Origin of the sequence: Zavarzinella sp. (genome assembly GCA_041399155.1) — a bacterium.
Classification (GTDB): domain Bacteria; phylum Planctomycetota; class Planctomycetia; order Gemmatales; family Gemmataceae; genus JAWKTI01.
Window position 1 is genome coordinate 1,016,076 of sequence record JAWKTI010000001.1, and the last position, 19,150, is coordinate 1,035,225.

At 48.7% G+C, this 19,150-nt stretch carries 11 protein-coding genes and 1 tRNA gene; 6 read left to right on the forward strand and 6 right to left on the reverse strand.

The genetic code is table 11. The features are described 5' to 3' along the window. Window positions 1-49: 49 nt before the first annotated feature. Window positions 50-1,477, reverse strand: coding sequence for an MBL fold metallo-hydrolase (locus R3B84_04330; GenBank protein MEZ6139780.1), 1,428 nt, complete (start codon window positions 1,475-1,477; stop codon window positions 50-52). A gap of 266 nt (window positions 1,478-1,743) precedes the next feature. Between R3B84_04330 and R3B84_04335 the strand changes: the two genes are divergently transcribed. Beyond that, window positions 1,744-3,663, forward strand: coding sequence for an ABC-F family ATP-binding cassette domain-containing protein (locus tag R3B84_04335; GenBank protein ID MEZ6139781.1), 1,920 nt, complete (start codon window positions 1,744-1,746; stop codon window positions 3,661-3,663). Window positions 3,664-3,760: 97 nt separating this feature from the next. After that, window positions 3,761-4,885, forward strand: a complete 1,125-nt coding sequence (locus tag R3B84_04340; protein MEZ6139782.1) for a membrane dipeptidase — start codon at window positions 3,761-3,763, stop codon at window positions 4,883-4,885. Window positions 4,886-4,956: 71 nt separating this feature from the next. Here R3B84_04340 and R3B84_04345 read toward each other — a convergent pair whose 3' ends face one another. Next, window positions 4,957-8,847, reverse strand: coding sequence for a hypothetical protein (locus R3B84_04345; GenBank protein ID MEZ6139783.1), 3,891 nt, complete (start codon window positions 8,845-8,847; stop codon window positions 4,957-4,959). 286 nt (window positions 8,848-9,133) lie between these two features. Here R3B84_04345 and R3B84_04350 point away from each other — a divergent pair, with 286 nt between their 5' ends. Continuing rightward, window positions 9,134-10,666: a sigma 54-interacting transcriptional regulator gene (locus tag R3B84_04350; protein ID MEZ6139784.1), complete on the forward strand. Its 1,533-nt coding sequence runs from the start codon at window positions 9,134-9,136 to the stop codon at window positions 10,664-10,666. A gap of 5 nt (window positions 10,667-10,671) precedes the next feature. Here R3B84_04350 and R3B84_04355 read toward each other — a convergent pair. The 4 genes from R3B84_04355 to ispE form a co-directional block, all read right to left on the reverse strand. Beyond that, window positions 10,672-10,755, reverse strand: a tRNA-Leu gene (locus R3B84_04355). A 73-nt stretch (window positions 10,756-10,828) separates the two neighbouring features. Then, complete coding sequence (locus tag R3B84_04360; GenBank protein ID MEZ6139785.1) at window positions 10,829-14,104, reverse strand: hypothetical protein; 3,276 nt, start codon at window positions 14,102-14,104, stop codon at window positions 10,829-10,831. A 136-nt stretch (window positions 14,105-14,240) separates the two neighbouring features. After that, window positions 14,241-14,810, reverse strand: a complete 570-nt coding sequence (locus R3B84_04365) for a SpoVG family protein (protein MEZ6139786.1) — start codon at window positions 14,808-14,810, stop codon at window positions 14,241-14,243. Between the two features lie 34 nt (window positions 14,811-14,844). Then, complete coding sequence (gene ispE / locus R3B84_04370) at window positions 14,845-15,768, reverse strand: 4-(cytidine 5'-diphospho)-2-C-methyl-D-erythritol kinase (GenBank protein MEZ6139787.1); 924 nt, start codon at window positions 15,766-15,768, stop codon at window positions 14,845-14,847. Window positions 15,769-16,035: 267 nt separating this feature from the next. Between ispE and R3B84_04375 the strand changes: the two genes are divergently transcribed. From R3B84_04375 to R3B84_04385, 3 genes are all read left to right on the forward strand, one after another. Further along, complete coding sequence (locus R3B84_04375) at window positions 16,036-17,040, forward strand: NAD-dependent epimerase/dehydratase family protein (GenBank protein MEZ6139788.1); 1,005 nt, start codon at window positions 16,036-16,038, stop codon at window positions 17,038-17,040. A gap of 18 nt (window positions 17,041-17,058) precedes the next feature. Next, window positions 17,059-17,655, forward strand: a complete 597-nt coding sequence (locus R3B84_04380; GenBank protein MEZ6139789.1) for an NUDIX hydrolase — start codon at window positions 17,059-17,061, stop codon at window positions 17,653-17,655. Between the two features lie 93 nt (window positions 17,656-17,748). Then, window positions 17,749-19,125, forward strand: coding sequence for a nucleotide sugar dehydrogenase (locus R3B84_04385; GenBank protein ID MEZ6139790.1), 1,377 nt, complete (start codon window positions 17,749-17,751; stop codon window positions 19,123-19,125). Window positions 19,126-19,150 lie beyond the last annotated feature (25 nt).

Consider the following 19,150-nt stretch of genomic DNA (forward strand, 5'->3'; position numbering starts at 1 on the left):
GATCGATTATGAAACTGTTTCGGAAGCGAATTTGTGGTTGCCTGAGAAATTACTGCAACAATACCTGCTCGCCAGCCTGGGGAATCGAGACATCCTCAAATCCAAGGTTCATCAAATGGGTTGCCATGGCATTAGCCTGGTCTTTTTCACCGTGGATGAGGCGGATTTTGCCAATTTTCCCCACCAATGGTCGCATGTACGAAAGAAAATCCTCTTTGTCCGCATGGGCGGAAAAGCCTTCCAAATGCACCACATCGATCCATTTGTTCCATTCCTTGCCCAGAAAGCGGACGGTGGGGTTTTTGTCCAGCAGCCGACGTCCGGTAGTGCCAGGTGCCTGATAGCTAACGAGCATTACCGTTGAACGTGGGTCATCCACATGTTCTTTCAAGTGGTGCAGAATCCGACCTGCATCACACATGCCACTGGAAGCAACGATAATTTTTGACCCAGGAGTGCGGCTGATACGCAGACTGTCTTCAAAATCCCTGATGTAAGTGACACAGTCTCCACCCAGGATACCTGTACCATCACGCAGTAACTTCTGAGCATCATCAGTCAGGCATTCGGGGTGGTTTTCATACACTTCAGTTATGTTTGCAGCCAGCGGGCTGTCGACATATACGGGAATCTTGGGAAACTTTTTCTGAATGATCCCCTGCTGCAGGTAATGGATGATCAGTTGGGTGCGGCCCAGGCTGAAAGCGGGGATCAGTATATTGCCTTCACGTTCGATCGTTTTATTGATTGTGGCATACATTTTTTCTACCGTTATGTCGATCGATTCATGTACGCGATCTCCGTAAGTGCTTTCACACACCAGCACATCGGCGGGTGGGATCGGTGCGCTGGGGCGTAACAGTGGTAAACCGCGTCGGCCAAGATCGCCCGTAAAGGTAATCTTCTTTGTTCCGTGGGCACCCTGTGCAGTGATATGGATCATCGACGAGCCCAGCACATGGCCGGCTTCGGCAAAATGAAACGAGATACCATCGTTTAATTGGTGCTCTTCGTGATATCGCAGTGGGACGCACTGTGCCAAAACCTGGTCCACATCGATCCGTGCGTACAACGGTTCCACAAATGGTTCTGCGTATTGCCGCTGAATGTTCAGGTGGGCGGCTTCTTCTTCCTGGATTTTCGCTGAATCGATCAGCATTACCGCCAGAAGATCTCTGCCAGCAGGGGTGCAGTAGATCGGGCCATTGTAACCCTGACGGATCAAAGTGGGCAGGTTGCCACAGTGATCGATGTGGGCGTGCGAAACCAGCACCGCATTAATGCGGCGTGGTGAAAAAGGGAAGCGGGAGTTCCTCTCGCGGGCCTCTTCGCGTTTTCCCTGAAATAGCCCACAATCCAGTAATATTTTTGATTCACCGTACTCGAATACGTGCATCGACCCGGTTACCACCTGGGCTGCACCCCAAAAGGTAACGGCTGGCACACCCCGAGACGGGGGATTTTCAACGTTCATCATTTCATCATTATAGGGAAATTTCTCCATCGAAGAGAAATAATAGGCACGAAAAATCTCTGTGCAGAAATGCCTGAAAATGAATGATTTTTCATAATGAAGTGCGGAAAATTATCAAATTGCAATAATGCAATATTGCTTTATCTCGATATATGAATATAGCTGAATGGCAGTTTGGCTTCCCACTTTTTTAACTTGTTTTGCAGGAAACCGTGCAGCTAATAAAATAGGCAGTTGATCAGGCCCCAGGATGAGGTACAGGGTTCCGCATGTTATTGATGAGTGGTGCCGGTTTAGCACGGGGATTCGACCGTGGGTATTTATTTGACGATCTCAGTTTTGAACTTTACCACGGTGAACGGGTAGGGTTGGTGGGCCCCAACGGTGCTGGCAAAACTACTTTAATGAGAATTCTGGGTGGGCAGGATACTCCTGATGCAGGAGATGTGCGTCTGCATGCTGGTGCACGTGCGTTGTTGTTGGAGCAGCACGCAGAGTTCCCCGCAGATGCCACCTTGTTTGGGCTGGCGAAGTCGGCATTTGCGGAATTGCTGCACGCACAGGAAGAACTGATCGTGGTAGCAGATGCCATGTCGCACACGACAGAACCTGTTGCTCTTAAAGGACTTACGGAAAAATATGACCGACTTTCGGAATTATTGCGCCACCACGATGCCTTTTCGCTCGACCACAAAGTAGAAGAAGTACTTTCCGGACTGGGTTTTGCTGAAAAAGATTTCCATCGCACCATCCACACCTTCAGTGGGGGTCAGCAACGACGATTATTACTCGCACGAATGCTCTTAAGTGCGCCGGATGTCATGCTGTTAGACGAACCCAGCAACCATTTGGATATTCAAACGGTCAAATGGCTGGAAGATTATCTGATTCAGCAGCCACAGGCGATGATCATTGTCAGTCATGATCGTTATTTTCTGAACAAAGTGGTCACCCGCATTTTTGAACTGCACGAACGGAAAATTACCCCCTATCCAGGGAATTACAGCCAATATGTGCGGCTCCGGGAAGAACGCTACCAACTGCAAATGAAAGAGTACGTTGCTCAGAAAGAGTACATCGAAAAGCAGGAAGAATATATCCGCCGGGTGCATTATGGTCAGTTGGCCAAACAGGCCCAGTCTCGCATGAAAAGTCTGGAAAAAATAGAGCGGCTGGAAGCACCCACGAAGATTGAATCGCCCCACATGCACTTTGGCGATGTCGTGCGGGCGGGCGACGTGATTTTCGAAGTAGACGATTTGGGCAAAGCATATGGAGACCGTTGGCTGTTTCGCAATCTCTCGTTTCAATTACAACGTGGGAAGCGTTTAGGTATTCTTGGGCCAAACGGCTGTGGCAAAACCACATTATTAAAAATTCTGCTGGGACAGGAAGAGCCTGTGGAAGGTAAGGTCCATCGTGGCCATTTGATTGATGTTGGCTACCTCGACCAGCACCTGAATCTGTTGGATGAAGAAAAAACGGTGCTGCAGGCCGTATGGCCAGAGCCAGACCCTGAATTGAATGAGCAGAAAATGCGTGATCTGCTCGGGCGATTCGGGCTGGCAGGCAAAATTCTGGAACAACCTGTCAAAGAATGCAGTGGTGGGGAACGCTCGCGGGCTGCACTTGCCCGCCTGGTGGTCGAAGGTGTTAATGTGTTGATTCTGGATGAACCCACCAACCACCTTGATCTGTGGGCGTGCGACGCACTGGAAGCATCTCTCAAAGCGTTTGAAGGAACCGTAATCGTTGTTAGCCACGACCGCTATTTCCTCAACAACGTTTGCGATCTTCTGGTGGTGATGGAATCGAATAAAGTTGAAGTGATTTATGGCAATTACGAATTGTACGAAACGATTCGTGCACGACGCGAAGAAGAGGCGGCTGCCCAGAAAAAGCAGAAACAAGCATTAACCGCTTCAGCAGTCCCCCAGACAACACCCACATCCTCTGGATCGAAGTCGGGAAAAAAGAAACGGCGTTTCCCTTATCGCAAATTGGCCGACATTGAAACGGACATCGCTAGCCAGGAGGCAAAACTGGCTGAACTGGAAGCTCAGTCGGCTTCGCCCGAAATGTATCGTGATGCACAGCTCGTCAAAGAAAATTTGGCAGCCATCGAAGCGTGCCGCACCAAGTTAGCCCAACTTTACGAACATTGGGAAGAAGCGGTGGAGTTGAATTGATTCTGGCTTGGGTTTAACAGATTCTAGTGCCAAGAACATTACACGTCTGAATTAATTCCTAAAACAACGATATCATCACACCTACCTTTTAACCGCCATGAATCAGCCGTTGATTTTTGATGCCCACCTTGATTTGAGTATGAATGCTTTGGAGTGGAATCGCGATCTGCGGTGGAGTCTGGAGAAAATTCGTCGTTCGGAACTTGGTCAAAAAGATAAAGTCGACCGTGCGAACAATACTGTCTGTTTCCCGGAAATGCGAAAAGGCAACGTGGGACTGTGCGTTGCCACCCAAATCGCCCGCAATACCTCACCGTTTCATCGGTTACCCGGCTGGCGCTCGCCCGAACAGGCGTGGGCACAGACACAAGGGCAACTGGCCTGGTACCGAGCCATGGAAGAGGCGGGGGAACTGATACAGATTCGCAATCTGACCCAACTGGAACAGCACCTGGACTACTGGCAGAAGCAGAGTGCATATGATCCGAACGCTTATGCGAAAGAGTCGAGAACTTTCCCACCTCGACCGGCGATTGGTTACATCCTCTCCCTGGAGGGTGCAGATAGTATCATCACGCTGAAACATCTCGAAGTTGCTTACGAACAAGGACTTAGGGCGATTGGCCCAGCCCACTACGGGCCAGGTCGCTACGCCCACGGAACGGATGCGGAAGGTCCGTTGCCGATGGCTGGCAGGGATTTGCTGCGGGAAATGCATCGGCTTGGGATTATCCTGGATCTTACCCACCTGTGTGACGAAAGTTTTTGGGAAGCATTAGAAATTTATGAAGGACCTGTCTGGGCCAGCCACCAGAATTGTCGCGTTCTGGCACCCTGGAATCGACAGTTTGCCGATGATCAGATTAAGGCCGTCATCGCACGTGGGGGTGTTCTGGGAATGGCCTTCGATGCCATCATGATGGTGCCTGGCTGGCACCACCTGAAGAGTAAACCAGCTGATTTTCAATTGAAGATTGAACGGATTTGTGACCACATCGACCATATCTGTCAATTAGCTGGAAATGCCAACCACGTGGGGATTGGAACCGATCTGGATGGAGGTTATGGCACCGAACAGACCCCCATGGACCTTGATTCGATTGCCGACTTACAGACCATCCCGAAATTGCTGTTGTCTCGTGGTTACACTGCGGATGATGTGAACAATATCATGGCGAATAATTTCCTGAACTTTCTGAGAAAAAGCTGGAAGGATTCGTGATATTGCGATGTGAAAACAGTGTTGTATTCTGGTATTGTTGTATTGCGTTATTGCAATATTTGTTTGGCTTGTTAAACCGTGTTGCTGATTGGCTCATCCCAATGCTGAAATTGTTGTTCCAGTTCTGCCACTGTCAGCCTGATCGCTGGCCGAGGTGGGGCAGGGCGAGTTAATAATTCGGACGCACGTTCCACTTCATCGCGAAGTTTTCGAATCCACAGTGGTACATCCAGCCCCACACCTGAAGGTGTGTCGGTCATTATTTCAAGATCCTGATTGAATTCCCGAAATGCAAGATCACCCACAGCGGGGTTTTCTTTCAATCGCTTCATGGCTGGTAAAACCTGAGAGCACAAACGATCCAGAGTCAGTGGTTTTAAGAAACGTTCTTCAAATCGATCCCGTATTGTCCGCAAGCGAACCGAATGCTCTTTTTCCAGTTCCGACAAGCGATGCAAGAGATTTTCTGCGATTTCCTGTTGACCATCAGCCAGGGAATCAGACCAGTCTTTTGCCAGTCGCGTTGCACCCAGTTTGCAGAGTTGTTCGTGAATCAGGAATGCGGGCTTCAACTGCCAGGCGTGGCGTTCATATTCTGCTTTCAACCGCAAAAAGTCGATCACCACATACAGGTTATCTCCATAATCCGACCACGTAGTAGTGGTGTTATAATCACGATACTCTTCGTAATGTTCTGCAATTGCGTGGAGAGTGATTTCCAGAAAATTAATCACTTGGGAACGTGAAATCGACTGATTGTGCAACGCATCAAGCAAGGTGTGCGGGATTTCAGAAGGTGGTAATTGTTCGGCATTGTCCAGCCATTGTTCGACCCCACGGTGCAGGATCCCACGAATGTTGGCATAGGTCATAAACAAGGCGGTGAACAGTTCTTTACCGTAGTTTTTAATGAAGGCAACATAAGGTCGCCATTCCTGCCTTGGAAGTAGCGGTTCCACAGGTGTCAGACGGAGTGTGCGGCTGTGTTGCAACCACAGGGTAGAGAATGACTCTGCAATCATTTTGGTCATTGAAACAAATCGTGTTTCTTTTACCTGTGGATATTGCTGATGAAGATGGTACAGTGTTTCAATCACACTGGATAGTGCAATTCGAAACAATCTATCGAAATCAGATACCCGCCTACCAGTGCTGTAGCCGTTGGCTTCCATCGCTTTCGCAAGCCGTAATAGGTGGTATGTTTCCCGCAGTAATCCTGCTTTTGCCAGACGATCCAGCAGGGATTCCATTAGAACAATATTGGTTCGAATCTTGCGAATGGCATTTGGGCTACCACCTTCTCCTAATGGTACAATCAGCAGTTGCTCTTCACCCAGCAAATTCATCAACTGGGGCAGGGTAGCACGAATCTGTGCCAGATCGTTGTGAGCTAGTGCCATGTCAATCGCACCTGCCAGGAAACTCCATGAACTGGTTTCCGTGCTCTCCGGCAGTCCCTCCTTGCCAATCAGCGTGGCAATCGCCCAGCTGGCACGCTCTAACTCCACACTGGCGTTAATTGCCAGTTCTGTGAGGTCGTCTTTAATGACCCGTCGCTGATCATATTCAATGATCTCTTCGATCCCACCGACCGGTGATGGTAATTCGATGCCATGAAGTTGTTCTGTCCAATCCACCAGTTCCTGGTGCCATGCGTTGGCAGTACTGAGCCAACTATGTGGCCCACCTGTCCAGCGATTGGTCTGGGAAGACGCATTCTCCATTGGAAAATGGCTGGCAGCCTTTCGCCACAGTACCGCAACATTTGAAAGGAAGGCGAGATGCTTTTCCAGTCGTGGGGCATATTCATCCAGCGAAAAATAGCCTTTTGGCCCGCTGTCACCAGCCAGGGAACTGTCATTCCCATCATCCGTGCTGTCCTGGTAGGTCATTCCTTCAAAGGCTGCCTCGGTGGACTTTGTTTTACTTTCTGGTTTTTCGTCAACGGGCAGTTGAGGAATTCCCCAGTAGTCATCCGCATTCGCAGAAAGCCACTCAAAAAAGGTCAGAATGTACTCGCCGGCTTTGTCGGTGGTTAAAACCCCATCGATCCAGCGTGTAGACAATTCATTCCAGGAGGCATTTCCCTCTTCCAGGGGTATCTTCGGGGTTTCACAGAGCCAGGCGATTAGCAGTGCACGCGACGCCCGCCAGTTTTGCTGAAGAATCAGCGATTCGACAACCTGGGCAAAGGCAGGTGCGGATGTGAATCCTTTGTGCCTGCTTTTCCAGAATTGAATGTCCTGCTTCGGGTCATTCAAATACTCGTCTCGATGTTCATTCCAATCTGCCAGACATCGAGCGACATGGATTGCTGCTGTGGCTCGTTCTCCGCCATGCAGGCGGGGAATATCGCTGACTTCATACGCCGCGAACTGGTCCCACCACTCCGCTAGTGCCTTGACCTGGTTTTCTAATTTTTTTAGCCCTTTCGGCTTTTTCAGTGCGGCTGCTGTGGCAATTGCTCGCGTATACAAATCAAATTGGTTTGTCAGAATGTGAATTAACTCATCATTGCGATTATCGTACGCACTATCTTCCCGGGTTTGAAATAGCGGAAAAAGCCCTTGATAACCAAGGATATTCCAGGGATCCGCCATTGCACCACATTCAATAGCTCGACGGATGATCTCTTCGGTTGCCTTCAAGCCAATTGCAGCCTGTGATGTCTGGCCCTGATCGATATTCTGGCTGATTTCACTTTGCTTAATTGCAATTTCACTCACTAATCGAGTGGAGGTGACTGAAATGGCTTCAGCATATCGTTGACTGCTGGTAGTTGCACCCATTTCTGCCAGTATCATCGATAATTCGTGATTTTGCAGTTGCAGGGCACGTTGCAAAGCCAATTCCTGATTCAGGTGCTGGCGAATCCCTGCAAATGGCTGTTTGCGTTCAATCGCTTCCTGTCTCAACCGTTCGCCATGTTTTCCTGGTAATCGTTCCAGTAGCATGGTGTAAAACGCATCGCGGTTGCGGGCCACATCCGGTATCAGGTTGGTGAGTTTTGCATCCGAAGTATGGGTATTGGGACCCGCCCCACAGATGCCCGAAGCCATTAGAATGGTGCCAGCCAGCACCGCACCTGCTTCCTGGAAAATTCCTTCCCTGTCTGCGGCGGTGGTGGCACGTTGCAGCGACAATTCGGTGCGGCTGAGCAGTGCATCTAAGACATTCTGTCTTATAACAAATCGGTGGTATAAACCTTTGGTGTCGATCTGGTGTGGATCCCACTCACCAAACAGGTAATTAGGACGTCGATTTACCGGATGCCCATGATCATACGCACGTGGGTCGAAGGACAATTCCCGAAACTGGCGAAAATCGAACCAGGCGAGATCGAGCAGGTGACTGGGGGTATTCTGCAGCGTTCGAATCATCCAATCGATCACTTGCTGGTACTTACCCGCAACGCTGCCCACATTGGCGATATAAAGTGGGACTGGCCGCACCTTTTCGTGGGGATAAAAGTCTGTTTGCGGGCGTTTTTCCAGAATTGCAATCGGGCGATGCCCCACATAATCGTTCAGCCGTTTGATTGCCCGAGAAATTACTTCGCTGTCTTGATCAGAACTGCCAATTGACCCAAGCACCGCCTCGATGATCCTGCCAATAAAAAACGCGTTCAACATGGTATCATCCGGTTGAAATGCCAGCAGATCACGGTGGTGTTTGCGGTATTCCGTCAGAAAATCACCAAAAACAATTTCTAGAACACGTACAACTTGTGCGGGATCCTGAAAGGCGGTTGAGCCTGCAGCAGTTAAATCCTGTAAACTGTCGGTTAACCAGGTTTGGACGATCAGCCATGGTTTGGGAATTTTCAATTCCCAAAGTCTTCCAAATGCCAAATTCAGGGCAGACAAAAATTTTGGATCTTCCCCACCACTCGAAAAATTCATGTAACCCAGAATCTTTTCTGGAGCAACGGTGGCATTCAGTTCTGCATGCAAATCGAGCATTTTCTGCGATTCCGCCTGACCAACACTTGAATCTATTTAGGATAGCAATTACGTGGTATACCGCATGTCGGAACGGGGCGAATTCCGTTGTACATTGTCGGAAAGTGCAAAATGCCCCACTTTTACCACCTCAAACGCCTTGATGCGTAAAAATGTTGTACCATTATTCGCATATTTTGATTTGATAATATTGCAATACAATAATATTTTGTTCTTTCTGTTTCCCGCACCAGTTTATTGTTTGAATCCCTAAAATATCTCACTTGTCATCAGGGAAATGGTGGTTATGGCAGCACAAGCTGATTTGTTGGAAGAAGATTCCCAGCACTTACGCGTCTTAGTGGTTGATGATGAAGTGGACCACGCAGAGACGGTGGCTGAAATTCTGGATCAGCAAGGTTACTCGACCGTGGTGGCCACCACTGGTAAAGCAGCACTGCAACTGATTCGGGAAGATGACTTCGATCTGATTCTGACTGATCTGAGAATGGGCGAAGTAAACGGAATCGCGATTGTCCGAGAAGTCCAGACCACCCAAAGTGATGCTTATGTAGTGGTAATCAGCGGGCAGACCGATGTGAAAACTGCCATTCAAGCTCTCAAAGAAGGCGCTGACCAGTATCTTCTCAAGCCACTCGACATAAATGAATTATTAACAATTGTTCATAAATCCGCCAATGAATTGATTCGCCGCCGCACCATTCGGGAATTGCGGAAGCAACTGGATGAACGATTTGGTTTTGAAGGAGTAATTGGTAACAGCCAGCGGATGCAGGAACTGCTGACCCGCCTGAAAGCGTACGCCCCCACTCGGGCGACCGTGTTGATTCTTGGTGAAAACGGCACCGGCAAAGAATTAGTGGCCAAAGCATTACACACCAATAGCCCACGGAAAAAGAAGCCATTTGTCGCAATGAACTGTGCCGCACTGAATGAAAATCTGCTGGACGATGAAATGTTCGGCCACGAACCAGGTGCCTTTACTGGTGCAGAAAAGCTGCGGAAAGGTCAGTTTGAATATGCCAACGGGGGCACACTTTTTCTGGATGAAATTGGCGATATGCCTCTGGCACTCCAGGCGAAATTATTGCGGGTGCTGGAAAATGGCGAAGTGAAACGGATAGGCTCGAATGAAACAATCAAAGTAGATGTTCGCCTGATTGCAGCCACCAACAGAAACCTTGAAGAGATGATCAAGGAGGGCACTTTCAGGCAAGATCTCTTTTTCCGGCTGCGTGTGGGGCATTTGCGGATCCCACCCTTAAGAGAGCGGAAGCAGGATATTCGCTTATTGGCAATGCACTTTCTGGAAGAATTCAACCAACGACATGGCAAAAATATCAAAGCCATCAGTCCAGCAGTCTGGCGAGCATTTGACAGTTACCATTGGCCCGGAAATGTGCGCGAATTACGTAACCAGATTGAAAGTATGGTGATCCAGAATCTGGATGGCGTACTGACACTGGAAGATGTGTATGAAGGTGATCCGTTGCGAGATGCTCCCCAGGTTGCCGTATCGGGAACCACTTCTGATACGTTTGTTGGCAAAACCCTCGGCGAAGTAGAGCGAATCCATTGCGAAAGCACGCTGAATTATTGCCAGGGAAATCGCACAGAGGCTGCAAAATTACTTGGGATTGGAGAGAGGACGCTCTACCGCATGCTGACCGACTGGAAACTGCAGGATAAGATTCCGGAAGCACTGGAAAAGCACCAGGGCAATGTGAAGGCTGCAGCCAAGGAGCTGGAAATTACTGCTGAAATGCTGGAACGGAAAATCAAGAAAATGGGTCAGCAGTTGGAAGAAGAAAATGGTTAAAAAGATGCCGAGGACAGGACTTGAACCTGCATGACCTTGCGGCCACTAGCACCTCAAGCTAGCGCGTCTGCCAATTTCGCCACCTCGGCATAATGTCATTATGATTGAAAACAGCGCCTTTTCAAGATGAGAATCGCGGGAATATTTCCGGATTTCAGCCATTTAGTGACGGTTTTCTGATTCTCCATTCACTCGGATCATTTGCCATTCTGGCATCAGCTTGATGGAATCCACCGGTGGGTCAATTTCCCAGGCTTCTTCCCATGCTTTCCAGGATAGAGGATCGAAACTGTAAACAAGTTCGCGTGCGGGAAAACTTTGACCCGCGTGCAGCAACATTTCACCGTCATCATAAGTATAAATCTGGTCGCCGCCTTGATTCCGAAAGCGGATACTGTCGAGATCGGTTTTCAGGTGGTAGCCAACGGGACCGAAACGATGGGCCCAATGTTCTCGAATCAGGTCGATGCCGCAGTATTTGTAGAGCCCGGACAAGGCGTTGTGGAGCAGGATATGCTCGTTTTGTGTCAGGTTTGCGACCCAACCAACAGCTTCGATGCGGGCCACCAGCCAGTTGTTCAGTTCTTCAAACACTAGAATGAATGTTGAATCATCCCCACGTTCAAAAGTCAGCCAGATCGTATTTGTCCCCAGGTGGGGCATGTTTACCGATATTGGCTGTGTCCATCCATTAGAATGATTTAATATTTGGACAAACAAACGGTCGACAACACGATGAACTGCCTCGGCAGAGTGGTCTAGCTGGTGCTTCAACTTCACCACTTTCTCATTTTTATGCTCCCGAAATGCTTTGCGGAGCTTTGCCTGAGTTTTAGGAATTACGCCGGAATGAAAACCAGGTCGCAGCAACCTGCGAACGGACTCTCCGTGGGAACCCACAATCACCTTATTGATGTCTTTGGGGAGATTTGCTTCGTAAAGCTTCCAATTTTCTTTTAATTCCCATACCAGAAAACCAAACACGCCCGGTATCCCACTGACAATCCCCAGCATCGTGGCATCGGCCACGCCAAACTGTTTCGCCAGTGATGGAACCAATGGCACCAGCATTTTGTGGGACACGGTGACCACTGGAAAGTGCTTGATGGGGTTAATTTGTGGTTCTACCAGCAGATTCCAGCAGAATCTAAAGATGTAGGTGAAAATTCCCCAGAATGTACCGAAAAGAATTTTGCCCACCAATGCAAATCGCGATTCACCTTCACGAAACCGTAATAGTTCATCTACTGCATAAATCGCACGGTTAATCCAGTTGAATGCCCACTGAAAAAACCAGAGAACGTAGGAGATTACTGCCAGAATGAAAGTGACAGAAACCGTTTTCCAGATCCGTTCGGCTGCCTCATTCATACGATCTTCGACCTGCCTGCCCACCGCAGTACGCAAAATCAGGGTGGTCAAACCAGCCGAAATCCAGCCGATCATCCATACATCCCCCCACTCCAGACGGAACAGTCGGGCCACAAACGCTACCAGCATTCCCACGCCGATGGGGATCACCAGATAGCGGCGGAAAAACCGAAAGATCGGGTTTTTCCAGATTGCCTGTAAGACAGGTGAGTTTACAATTACACGTGGCAGGGTAATCAGCACTTTTTTGAGCGTTCTGCCCACATGCCAACGGAACCTGCTGACATGGATGAACAATAACAGCAGAATACTGGTAAATCCCAACTCCCACCAGAGATACGGATTCACCTGGTGGGACAGGTGCTCGTTCACTGCGGTAGCAGTACCACCCATTACCAGAGTAGCTGCTGCCGTTTCCGCAGATGTGCCCGTGAACCAGGCAATGGCGTCCGATGCGGCGTGGTAGCTGTGGGTAAGGCCTTCCACAATGATGTAGGCACCACCCACCGGCAGCCCGATAAATAGAGTGAATAGACGTCCCAGACGAGTACCAAAAAACAGCGAACAACCACGTTGTAGGCCCCGCATATAAAATTCGCCAGGCTGGTAAATTCCAGGCAAGTCTCTGGCAAACGCTCGATCCGCCTTCAATAATGGGTCACCCATGAAAAAGGTCAATGGCCCACGCAAATCTGGTAATTTCAGCCGATTTCTGGCAATAGCATCCCGTAAATCACCTATTCGCAAAAATCCTTTACTGAATAGGACATCCAGTAATTCCTGAATCAGTTTGTTTAACGATACCTGCAGCACGTGGGCAGTTGGTTTCAGCCCCACCTCTTCAAAAATAGCTGCAAATAACGGTTCCAGATCTGTACGTAACTCTTCTTCCAGATGGTGGGCATTTACTTCCATCAAATGGAACAATTTTTCCTGAATATGATTTGGGAAACGAATCGATTCTGCATGTTTTGCCGCCAGTCTCAGGCGTCTGATTGCCTGTAATTGACCTGCATAGGGTACAGGTGTTTTCAGCGATTTCTTGCCAAATGAGGTTATCCAGGCCAGCCAGCGTATCCGAAATACATTACTGCGAAGGGCTAGTACTACCCGTTGCAGATCATACAGCATTCGACGTTCCAGTGGCCATCCTTTTTCCACGGCAAAGGGCAACATTTGTGGCAGCAGATCGTCAAGCATTTCTTTTTGGTGGATGTCAAAATGCAACAGATCTGCCAACTGTTGTACTAAATGGCGGATCAGATCCCCACCGCGGCTCTCTTTTGCCTGATAAAAGCAGATTGCCGCCCGCACAAGATTGCCTTTGTCTTCCGCCCATTTACCCAGTTCCAGGAGTTTCTCAGGTGGTGCTTTCGAATAGACGGTGCTGGTATGCTGCTTTGGAGGGACAAAAGTGGACTCTTCGTGCAGGTGTCGTACACCGGGCAACGCAATTTTTGCACGCAAATCCTGGAGGTCAATCGTTGTGGGGATGATCTTCTGCACTGGTTCCCATGTGGGAATGCCTGGAAAATAGACCCCTTTCATATGGGGTGAAAAAACTTCCAATTCCAAATACATCGTCAGGAATTCACGCAGAATGAGCCAAGGAGAATCATCTTCCCCGATTCGCTTGTCCTGCAGTAGTACCAGTGAGATCTCTGACCAGGCGGCAACCCCTAAGAGTCGAATCTGTTCTGTGAGCCACTCTGTGTTATTTGCTTGTGACTGGTACCACTGATCGAGTTGTTCATCTACCAGAATATGAAACAGGTGCCGCTGAATCTGATTCGATGCTGATTCGTAATCCAAATGTTCATCTGGAATGGCTATCAGCAGTACTTGCGATGGCAAATCGTTCTGTAAACCCAGTTCCGACAGCGAGAGGTGCTGAGTAATCTGCATGGGGGAACCTGCCCAGGCAAATTCGTGGGTGCAGGAGCCCACAAGGTCCATCGGATAGCGGGTTTCACGTACAATCCTGCGCAAACCACGCAGCGGAACCAGCCGGGCTGACTGGTTCACATTTGCGACATCCCGTTTCAAACGATTGAGATCAGCTTCCATTGGCACGTTTACTGCGAAAATCTATTCGGCCAATTCTATCAAACGATGAAACAACTGCTGATGAGAAATCTGTTCACAGCAAGAAAATTGAGAGGCGGGAGATGATCTCCAGCCCCCAGATAACAGAAGCTTTCTACTACATTTCTTCGGTGGGCTGTGGCATCGGTACTGTATGCACATTTCTGCTGGAGTTGAGGTGGTATCCTCGACCGTGGCTTGAATGCCCCGCATGATTTTTGATCAAACCTGTTTCTGTTTCGGTTCGGAACGGGGTCTCGTAATCGTAGTCCCCACCATCGAAATCATCATAAGTGCAGACGTAACCAGGCAGTTTGGCTCGTTCGCGCTCTTCTTCAAAACTTTTTACAATGGCGTTCTGCATTGCTTCCCGACAACTGGAGTTGATGGGGTGGGCAATATCTGCATGCAGTTTTGCCCGGCCATCGAAGTCCCTTGGGGCTCGGTTTTCATTCAGTTGATTACCGCAATTATTGCAGAAACGTGCCCGCATATGATTCTTCGAGCGACAGCGAGTACAACGATCGGTCAACTTTCGGCTGGGCATGGCAACAAACAATCCACGCGTTCCTTCAATGATCTTCAAATCCCGAATCACAAACGAATTATCCAATGTGATGGAACAGAAAGCCATCAGTCGTTCGTGATTCTCCTCAACCAATTTGATGCGAATTTCAGTGATGACCACAGCAGGTCTCCTTTCCCTGTGGCGGAGTTTTAAGTCAATGAAGACTCCGTACGTGGAATACGCGGGTGTTTCGATCTCCCGTGGTGGCAATCCCGCGTGTCAGATCATCTTTGATCCGACTTGCCTCCAGAGAGCTGCGACAAAGCGCAAACAGTGAAGATCCAGAACCACTCATCAAAACGCCAGCGGATTGATGGTGGCTCATCCGCTGGTACCATGCAGCAACAGCGGGGCTAAGTTCAAATGAAGGTTCCTGCAGACGATTGTGCAGCAACCAACCAATACTATGCAAGTCACCAGAGGCAAATGCCTCTTTCATTGATGCAGGCGATAACGGATTCCGTGGGATTGTCAAGTGCTGAAAAACAGCAGCTGTTGAGAGCCCTTCGTTAGGCTTCAGTATTACAAAATCATACCCGGAGTCGCACCACGTGGGGGTGATGATTTCGCCACGTCCGGTGCACCATGCTGGGGTATTCTGGAGAAAAAACGGCACATCACTTCCAAGCTGGCAGGCAAAATGGTACAGTTCGGATTTACCTAAATTGCATTCCCACAAGATGTTCAGTGCAATCAGCGTGCAGGCAGCATTCCCTGAACCCCCACCGAGGCCTGCCGCCCACGGTATTTTTTTGTTGTGGTTGATTTTTACCCCAGGCACCCGCATTGCGTGGGGCAGGAGCAATCTTGCGGCCTTATTAATGAGATTTTTCTCATCTGTTGGCAATTCGGGTATGTTGCAAGCCAAGATGATTTGACAATCTGTTATGTGTTCGAATGTCAGGGTGTCATACAGGTCGATTGGCACCATCAGCGTTTCGACTTCATGGTAGCCATCAGCTCGTTTTCCAAGGATTTCAAAAAAAAGGTTTAATTTTGCGGGCGACCAGATCGTAATCGTTCCTGTACCAGATCGAATCAGGTGGCGATCGGCAAAAGGTGCGGCTGTCCGTACCACAGAGAATCCTTTCTGGTTGGAATGATTGTGCGAGTATTCCAATTAAATGTTGATGAAATTTTACAGTGTGACAAACAGTTCCGTCAATACAGGAATTGGTACTTGCAAAAAATAGCAAAATCAGAACACTTGGCGAAAAAGGGAGGTTTGGGCAGAATAGGAAGTATGTTTGACTGGATGAGCATCCAGGAAATGAAGTTATTAGAAAGTTTTCGTGCATCTGTTCCGATAGATGCTTCATAAGTGTGATCTGTTGCAGGGATGGCGATGAAAAGCTCCAAGGTTGTAGTGTGTGGTGCAGGTGGCTTTATTGGCGGCCATTTTGTTGATTATCTTTCCCAGCAGGGCTACACAAATATCCGTGCTGTCGATCAGAAACCACTGAATCGCTGGTACCAGCGATTTCCCTATGCAGAAAATCTGCAACTGGATCTGTCTGAAAAACAAGCCTGCATGACCGCACTCGATGGTGCTAGCCACGTGTATAATCTGGCTGCCGATATGGGTGGTATGGGTTTTATTGAAAATAATAAAGCATTGTGCATGTTATCCGTGCTGATCAACACCCACCTCCTGATGGCTGCCAAAGCACACAAGATCGATCGATTCTTTTTCAGTTCTTCTGCATGTGTATATAACGGCGACAAACAAAAAACACCGGATGTTGTGCCATTGAAGGAAGAGGATGCTTACCCTGCACTGCCTGAAGATGGCTATGGGTGGGAAAAATTATTCAGCGAACGGATGTGTCGACATTATCGCGAAGATTTTGGCATCATTACCCGCGTTGCTCGTTATCACAACGTATATGGGCCACATGGTACTTTTGATGGTGGTCGGGAAAAAGCGCCTGCGGCGATCTGCCGAAAAGTGATTGAAGCAAAATTGTCTGGCAAACATGAAATTGAAATCTGGGGTGATGGCAACCAGACTCGCAGTTTTATGTACATCGATGACTGCGTGTATGGCACGTACACCTTAATGCACAGTGAAATTACAGAACCATTGAACGTGGGAAGTAATGAACTAGTCACCATCAATGGCCTGGTGGATCTTGTCGAAGAAATTGCAGGCATCAAGTTAGAGCGGCGTTATAACCTGTCAGCTCCAAAGGGTGTCAACGGTCGAAACTCAGACAATACGCTAATTCAAGAAAAACTTGGCTGGCAGCCCAATATTAAACTCAAAGACGGTCTGGCAAAAACCTATCAGTGGATTCTTGGCGAAATCACGGAAGGCAAATCAAAAGATTCCGTGGTGAATCTTTCCTGACAGGAGCAGTCGGAACTGATGCAAGTCCCTCCCACCAGTCTTGAATCCTGGAAAATCGTTCAGGAAGAATCCGTATTTCACGCCCCACCGTGGCTCAAGGTGGTGCGGCAAACATTGCTTCTTCCCGGTGGGATTACAATTCCCGACTATTTCCAGATTGAACAGCGGGATTATTGCGAAATTGTGGCTGTCGATCATCAACAGCGTTTTCTGGGCTTCTGGCGTTACAAACACGGCCCTCGGTGCGTCAATCTGGGCCTGCCAGCTGGCTACATTGAAGTCGGCGAAGATCCGCTGGCTGCTGCGAAACGTGAATTACTGGAAGAAACCGGTTTGGAAGCCGCAAATTGGCAGCACATAGGGGCTTTCTTTGTTGATGGCAACCGCACCTCAACTCGTGCATGGCTATATCTGGCCACCCAGTTACAGCGAGCTGTAGTCCCTGCCGTTTCCGATGATCTGGAAGAAATGCACCCCACCTGGGTATCAATTGACGAGATTCCGCAATTAATAAGTAGCGGACAGGCATGCACACTGGGTGTGGTGACCGCACTGAGTATTGCTTACGCACAGAAAATCGCGAATAAGAGTGACGAGCCCGCAATCCACCAATAAGCAAGAGTAACGTTGCTATACCATAATATTGCAATTAATGTAAATAATCGATTGAAAATATAAACAACTAATTATATAATAGACCAAAGAATCATGATCACCAATGTAGCGGTAATTGGATTAGGAAAATTAGGTGCCAGCATGGCTGCAGGCATGGCCAGTCGAGGTTTCAATGTCGTGGGCGTGGATATTTCCCAACACGCAGTTGATGCGGTAAATGCCGGCAAAGCACCCGTGCAGGAAACTGGTCTTGCAGAGATGATTTCAGCTAACCAAGAGCGAATTCGTGCGACGATGAGCCACGAAGAAGCAATTTGTGGTTCGGACATCAGCTTTGTCATCGTCCCCACGCCCAGCGATGAGCGGGGCTCTTTTTCAATTCAGTATGCAGCCTATGCGTTTCGCGAAATTGGCAAAGCACTTGCCAAGCACCCAGGTTACCATGTGGTAGTGCTGACCAGCACGGTATTACCAGGTTCTACCCGCTACGCACTGCTGCCGATTCTTGAAAAATACTCCGGTAAGAAATGCGGGCCCGATTTCGGCCTTTGTTACAGCCCGGAATTCATCGCACTTGGGACGGTGATTCGCGACTTTCTCAACCCCGATTTTTACCTGATTGGCGAATTTGACCAGAAATCTGGTGATTATCTGGAAGAGCTGGATCGGAAAGTCTGTATGAAAGAACCGATCTGTCGCCGCATGACGATCGAAAATGCAGAAATTGCCAAAATTGCTCTGAACAGTTATGTAACGATGAAGATTTCCTTCGCAAACATGCTGGCTGATCTCTGTGAACGTGTTCCCGGAGGTGATGTCGATGCTGTGAGTGATGCAATCGGTACCGATACCCGCATCGGGCGAAAATATCTGACTGGTGGGCTTGGCTTTGCTGGTCCATGTTTCCCACGGGATAATGTGGCTCTGTCTTATTTTGCCCGCCAGCTGGGTTCAGAATGTGGATTGTTGGAAAAAAACGATCACTACAACCGCAACTTATCACAACGATTTGTTGAAAAAATCCAGCCGTACATCAAAAAAGGTTCGACCGTTGCGATACTGGGGTTGGCATATAAGCCTCTCTCCCACGTGATCGAGGAATCCCAGGGGATTTTTCTCGCACGGGCATTGTCCGATGCTGGAATGCGGGTGATCGGCTATGACCCACTGGCATATGAAGGTGCAAAATCGGCCCTGCAATACCGCACCCTGGTGACCGATGACATCCAGGCATGTTTACAGGACGCCGACATCATTCTGGTGACCACACCAGACAAAATCTTTCTGGAAACCCCAGTTGAAACCTATTTCGGCAAATCGAAAGAGATTACAGTGATTGATTTCTGGCGATTCCTGAAAGACAAGTTTGCCCACCAGCCAGGGGTAACATACATACCGATCGGTAAGTGCATCGAGCCGGAAACTGCAGGCCAAAAAGTACAGACCCTCTGGCAATCCTTTGCAGAATAGCACCTTCTTCAGTTTGGACACTTAA

Bases quoted from the DNA above. Each gene is read 5' to 3' on its own strand.
- R3B84_04330 (MEZ6139780.1), bottom strand. From the start codon at position 1,477: ATGATGAACGTTGAAAATCCCCCGTCTCGGGGTGTGCCAGCCGTTACC.
- R3B84_04335 (MEZ6139781.1), top strand. From the start codon at position 1,744: ATGTTATTGATGAGTGGTGCCGGTTTAGCACGGGGATTCGACCGTGGG.
- R3B84_04340 (MEZ6139782.1), top strand. From the start codon at position 3,761: ATGAATCAGCCGTTGATTTTTGATGCCCACCTTGATTTGAGTATGAAT.
- R3B84_04345 (MEZ6139783.1), bottom strand. From the start codon at position 8,847: ATGCTCGATTTGCATGCAGAACTGAATGCCACCGTTGCTCCAGAAAAG.
- R3B84_04350 (MEZ6139784.1), top strand. From the start codon at position 9,134: ATGGCAGCACAAGCTGATTTGTTGGAAGAAGATTCCCAGCACTTACGC.
- R3B84_04360 (MEZ6139785.1), bottom strand. From the start codon at position 14,104: ATGGAAGCTGATCTCAATCGTTTGAAACGGGATGTCGCAAATGTGAAC.
- R3B84_04375 (MEZ6139788.1), top strand. From the start codon at position 16,036: ATGAAAAGCTCCAAGGTTGTAGTGTGTGGTGCAGGTGGCTTTATTGGC.
- R3B84_04380 (MEZ6139789.1), top strand. From the start codon at position 17,059: ATGCAAGTCCCTCCCACCAGTCTTGAATCCTGGAAAATCGTTCAGGAA.
- R3B84_04385 (MEZ6139790.1), top strand. From the start codon at position 17,749: ATGATCACCAATGTAGCGGTAATTGGATTAGGAAAATTAGGTGCCAGC.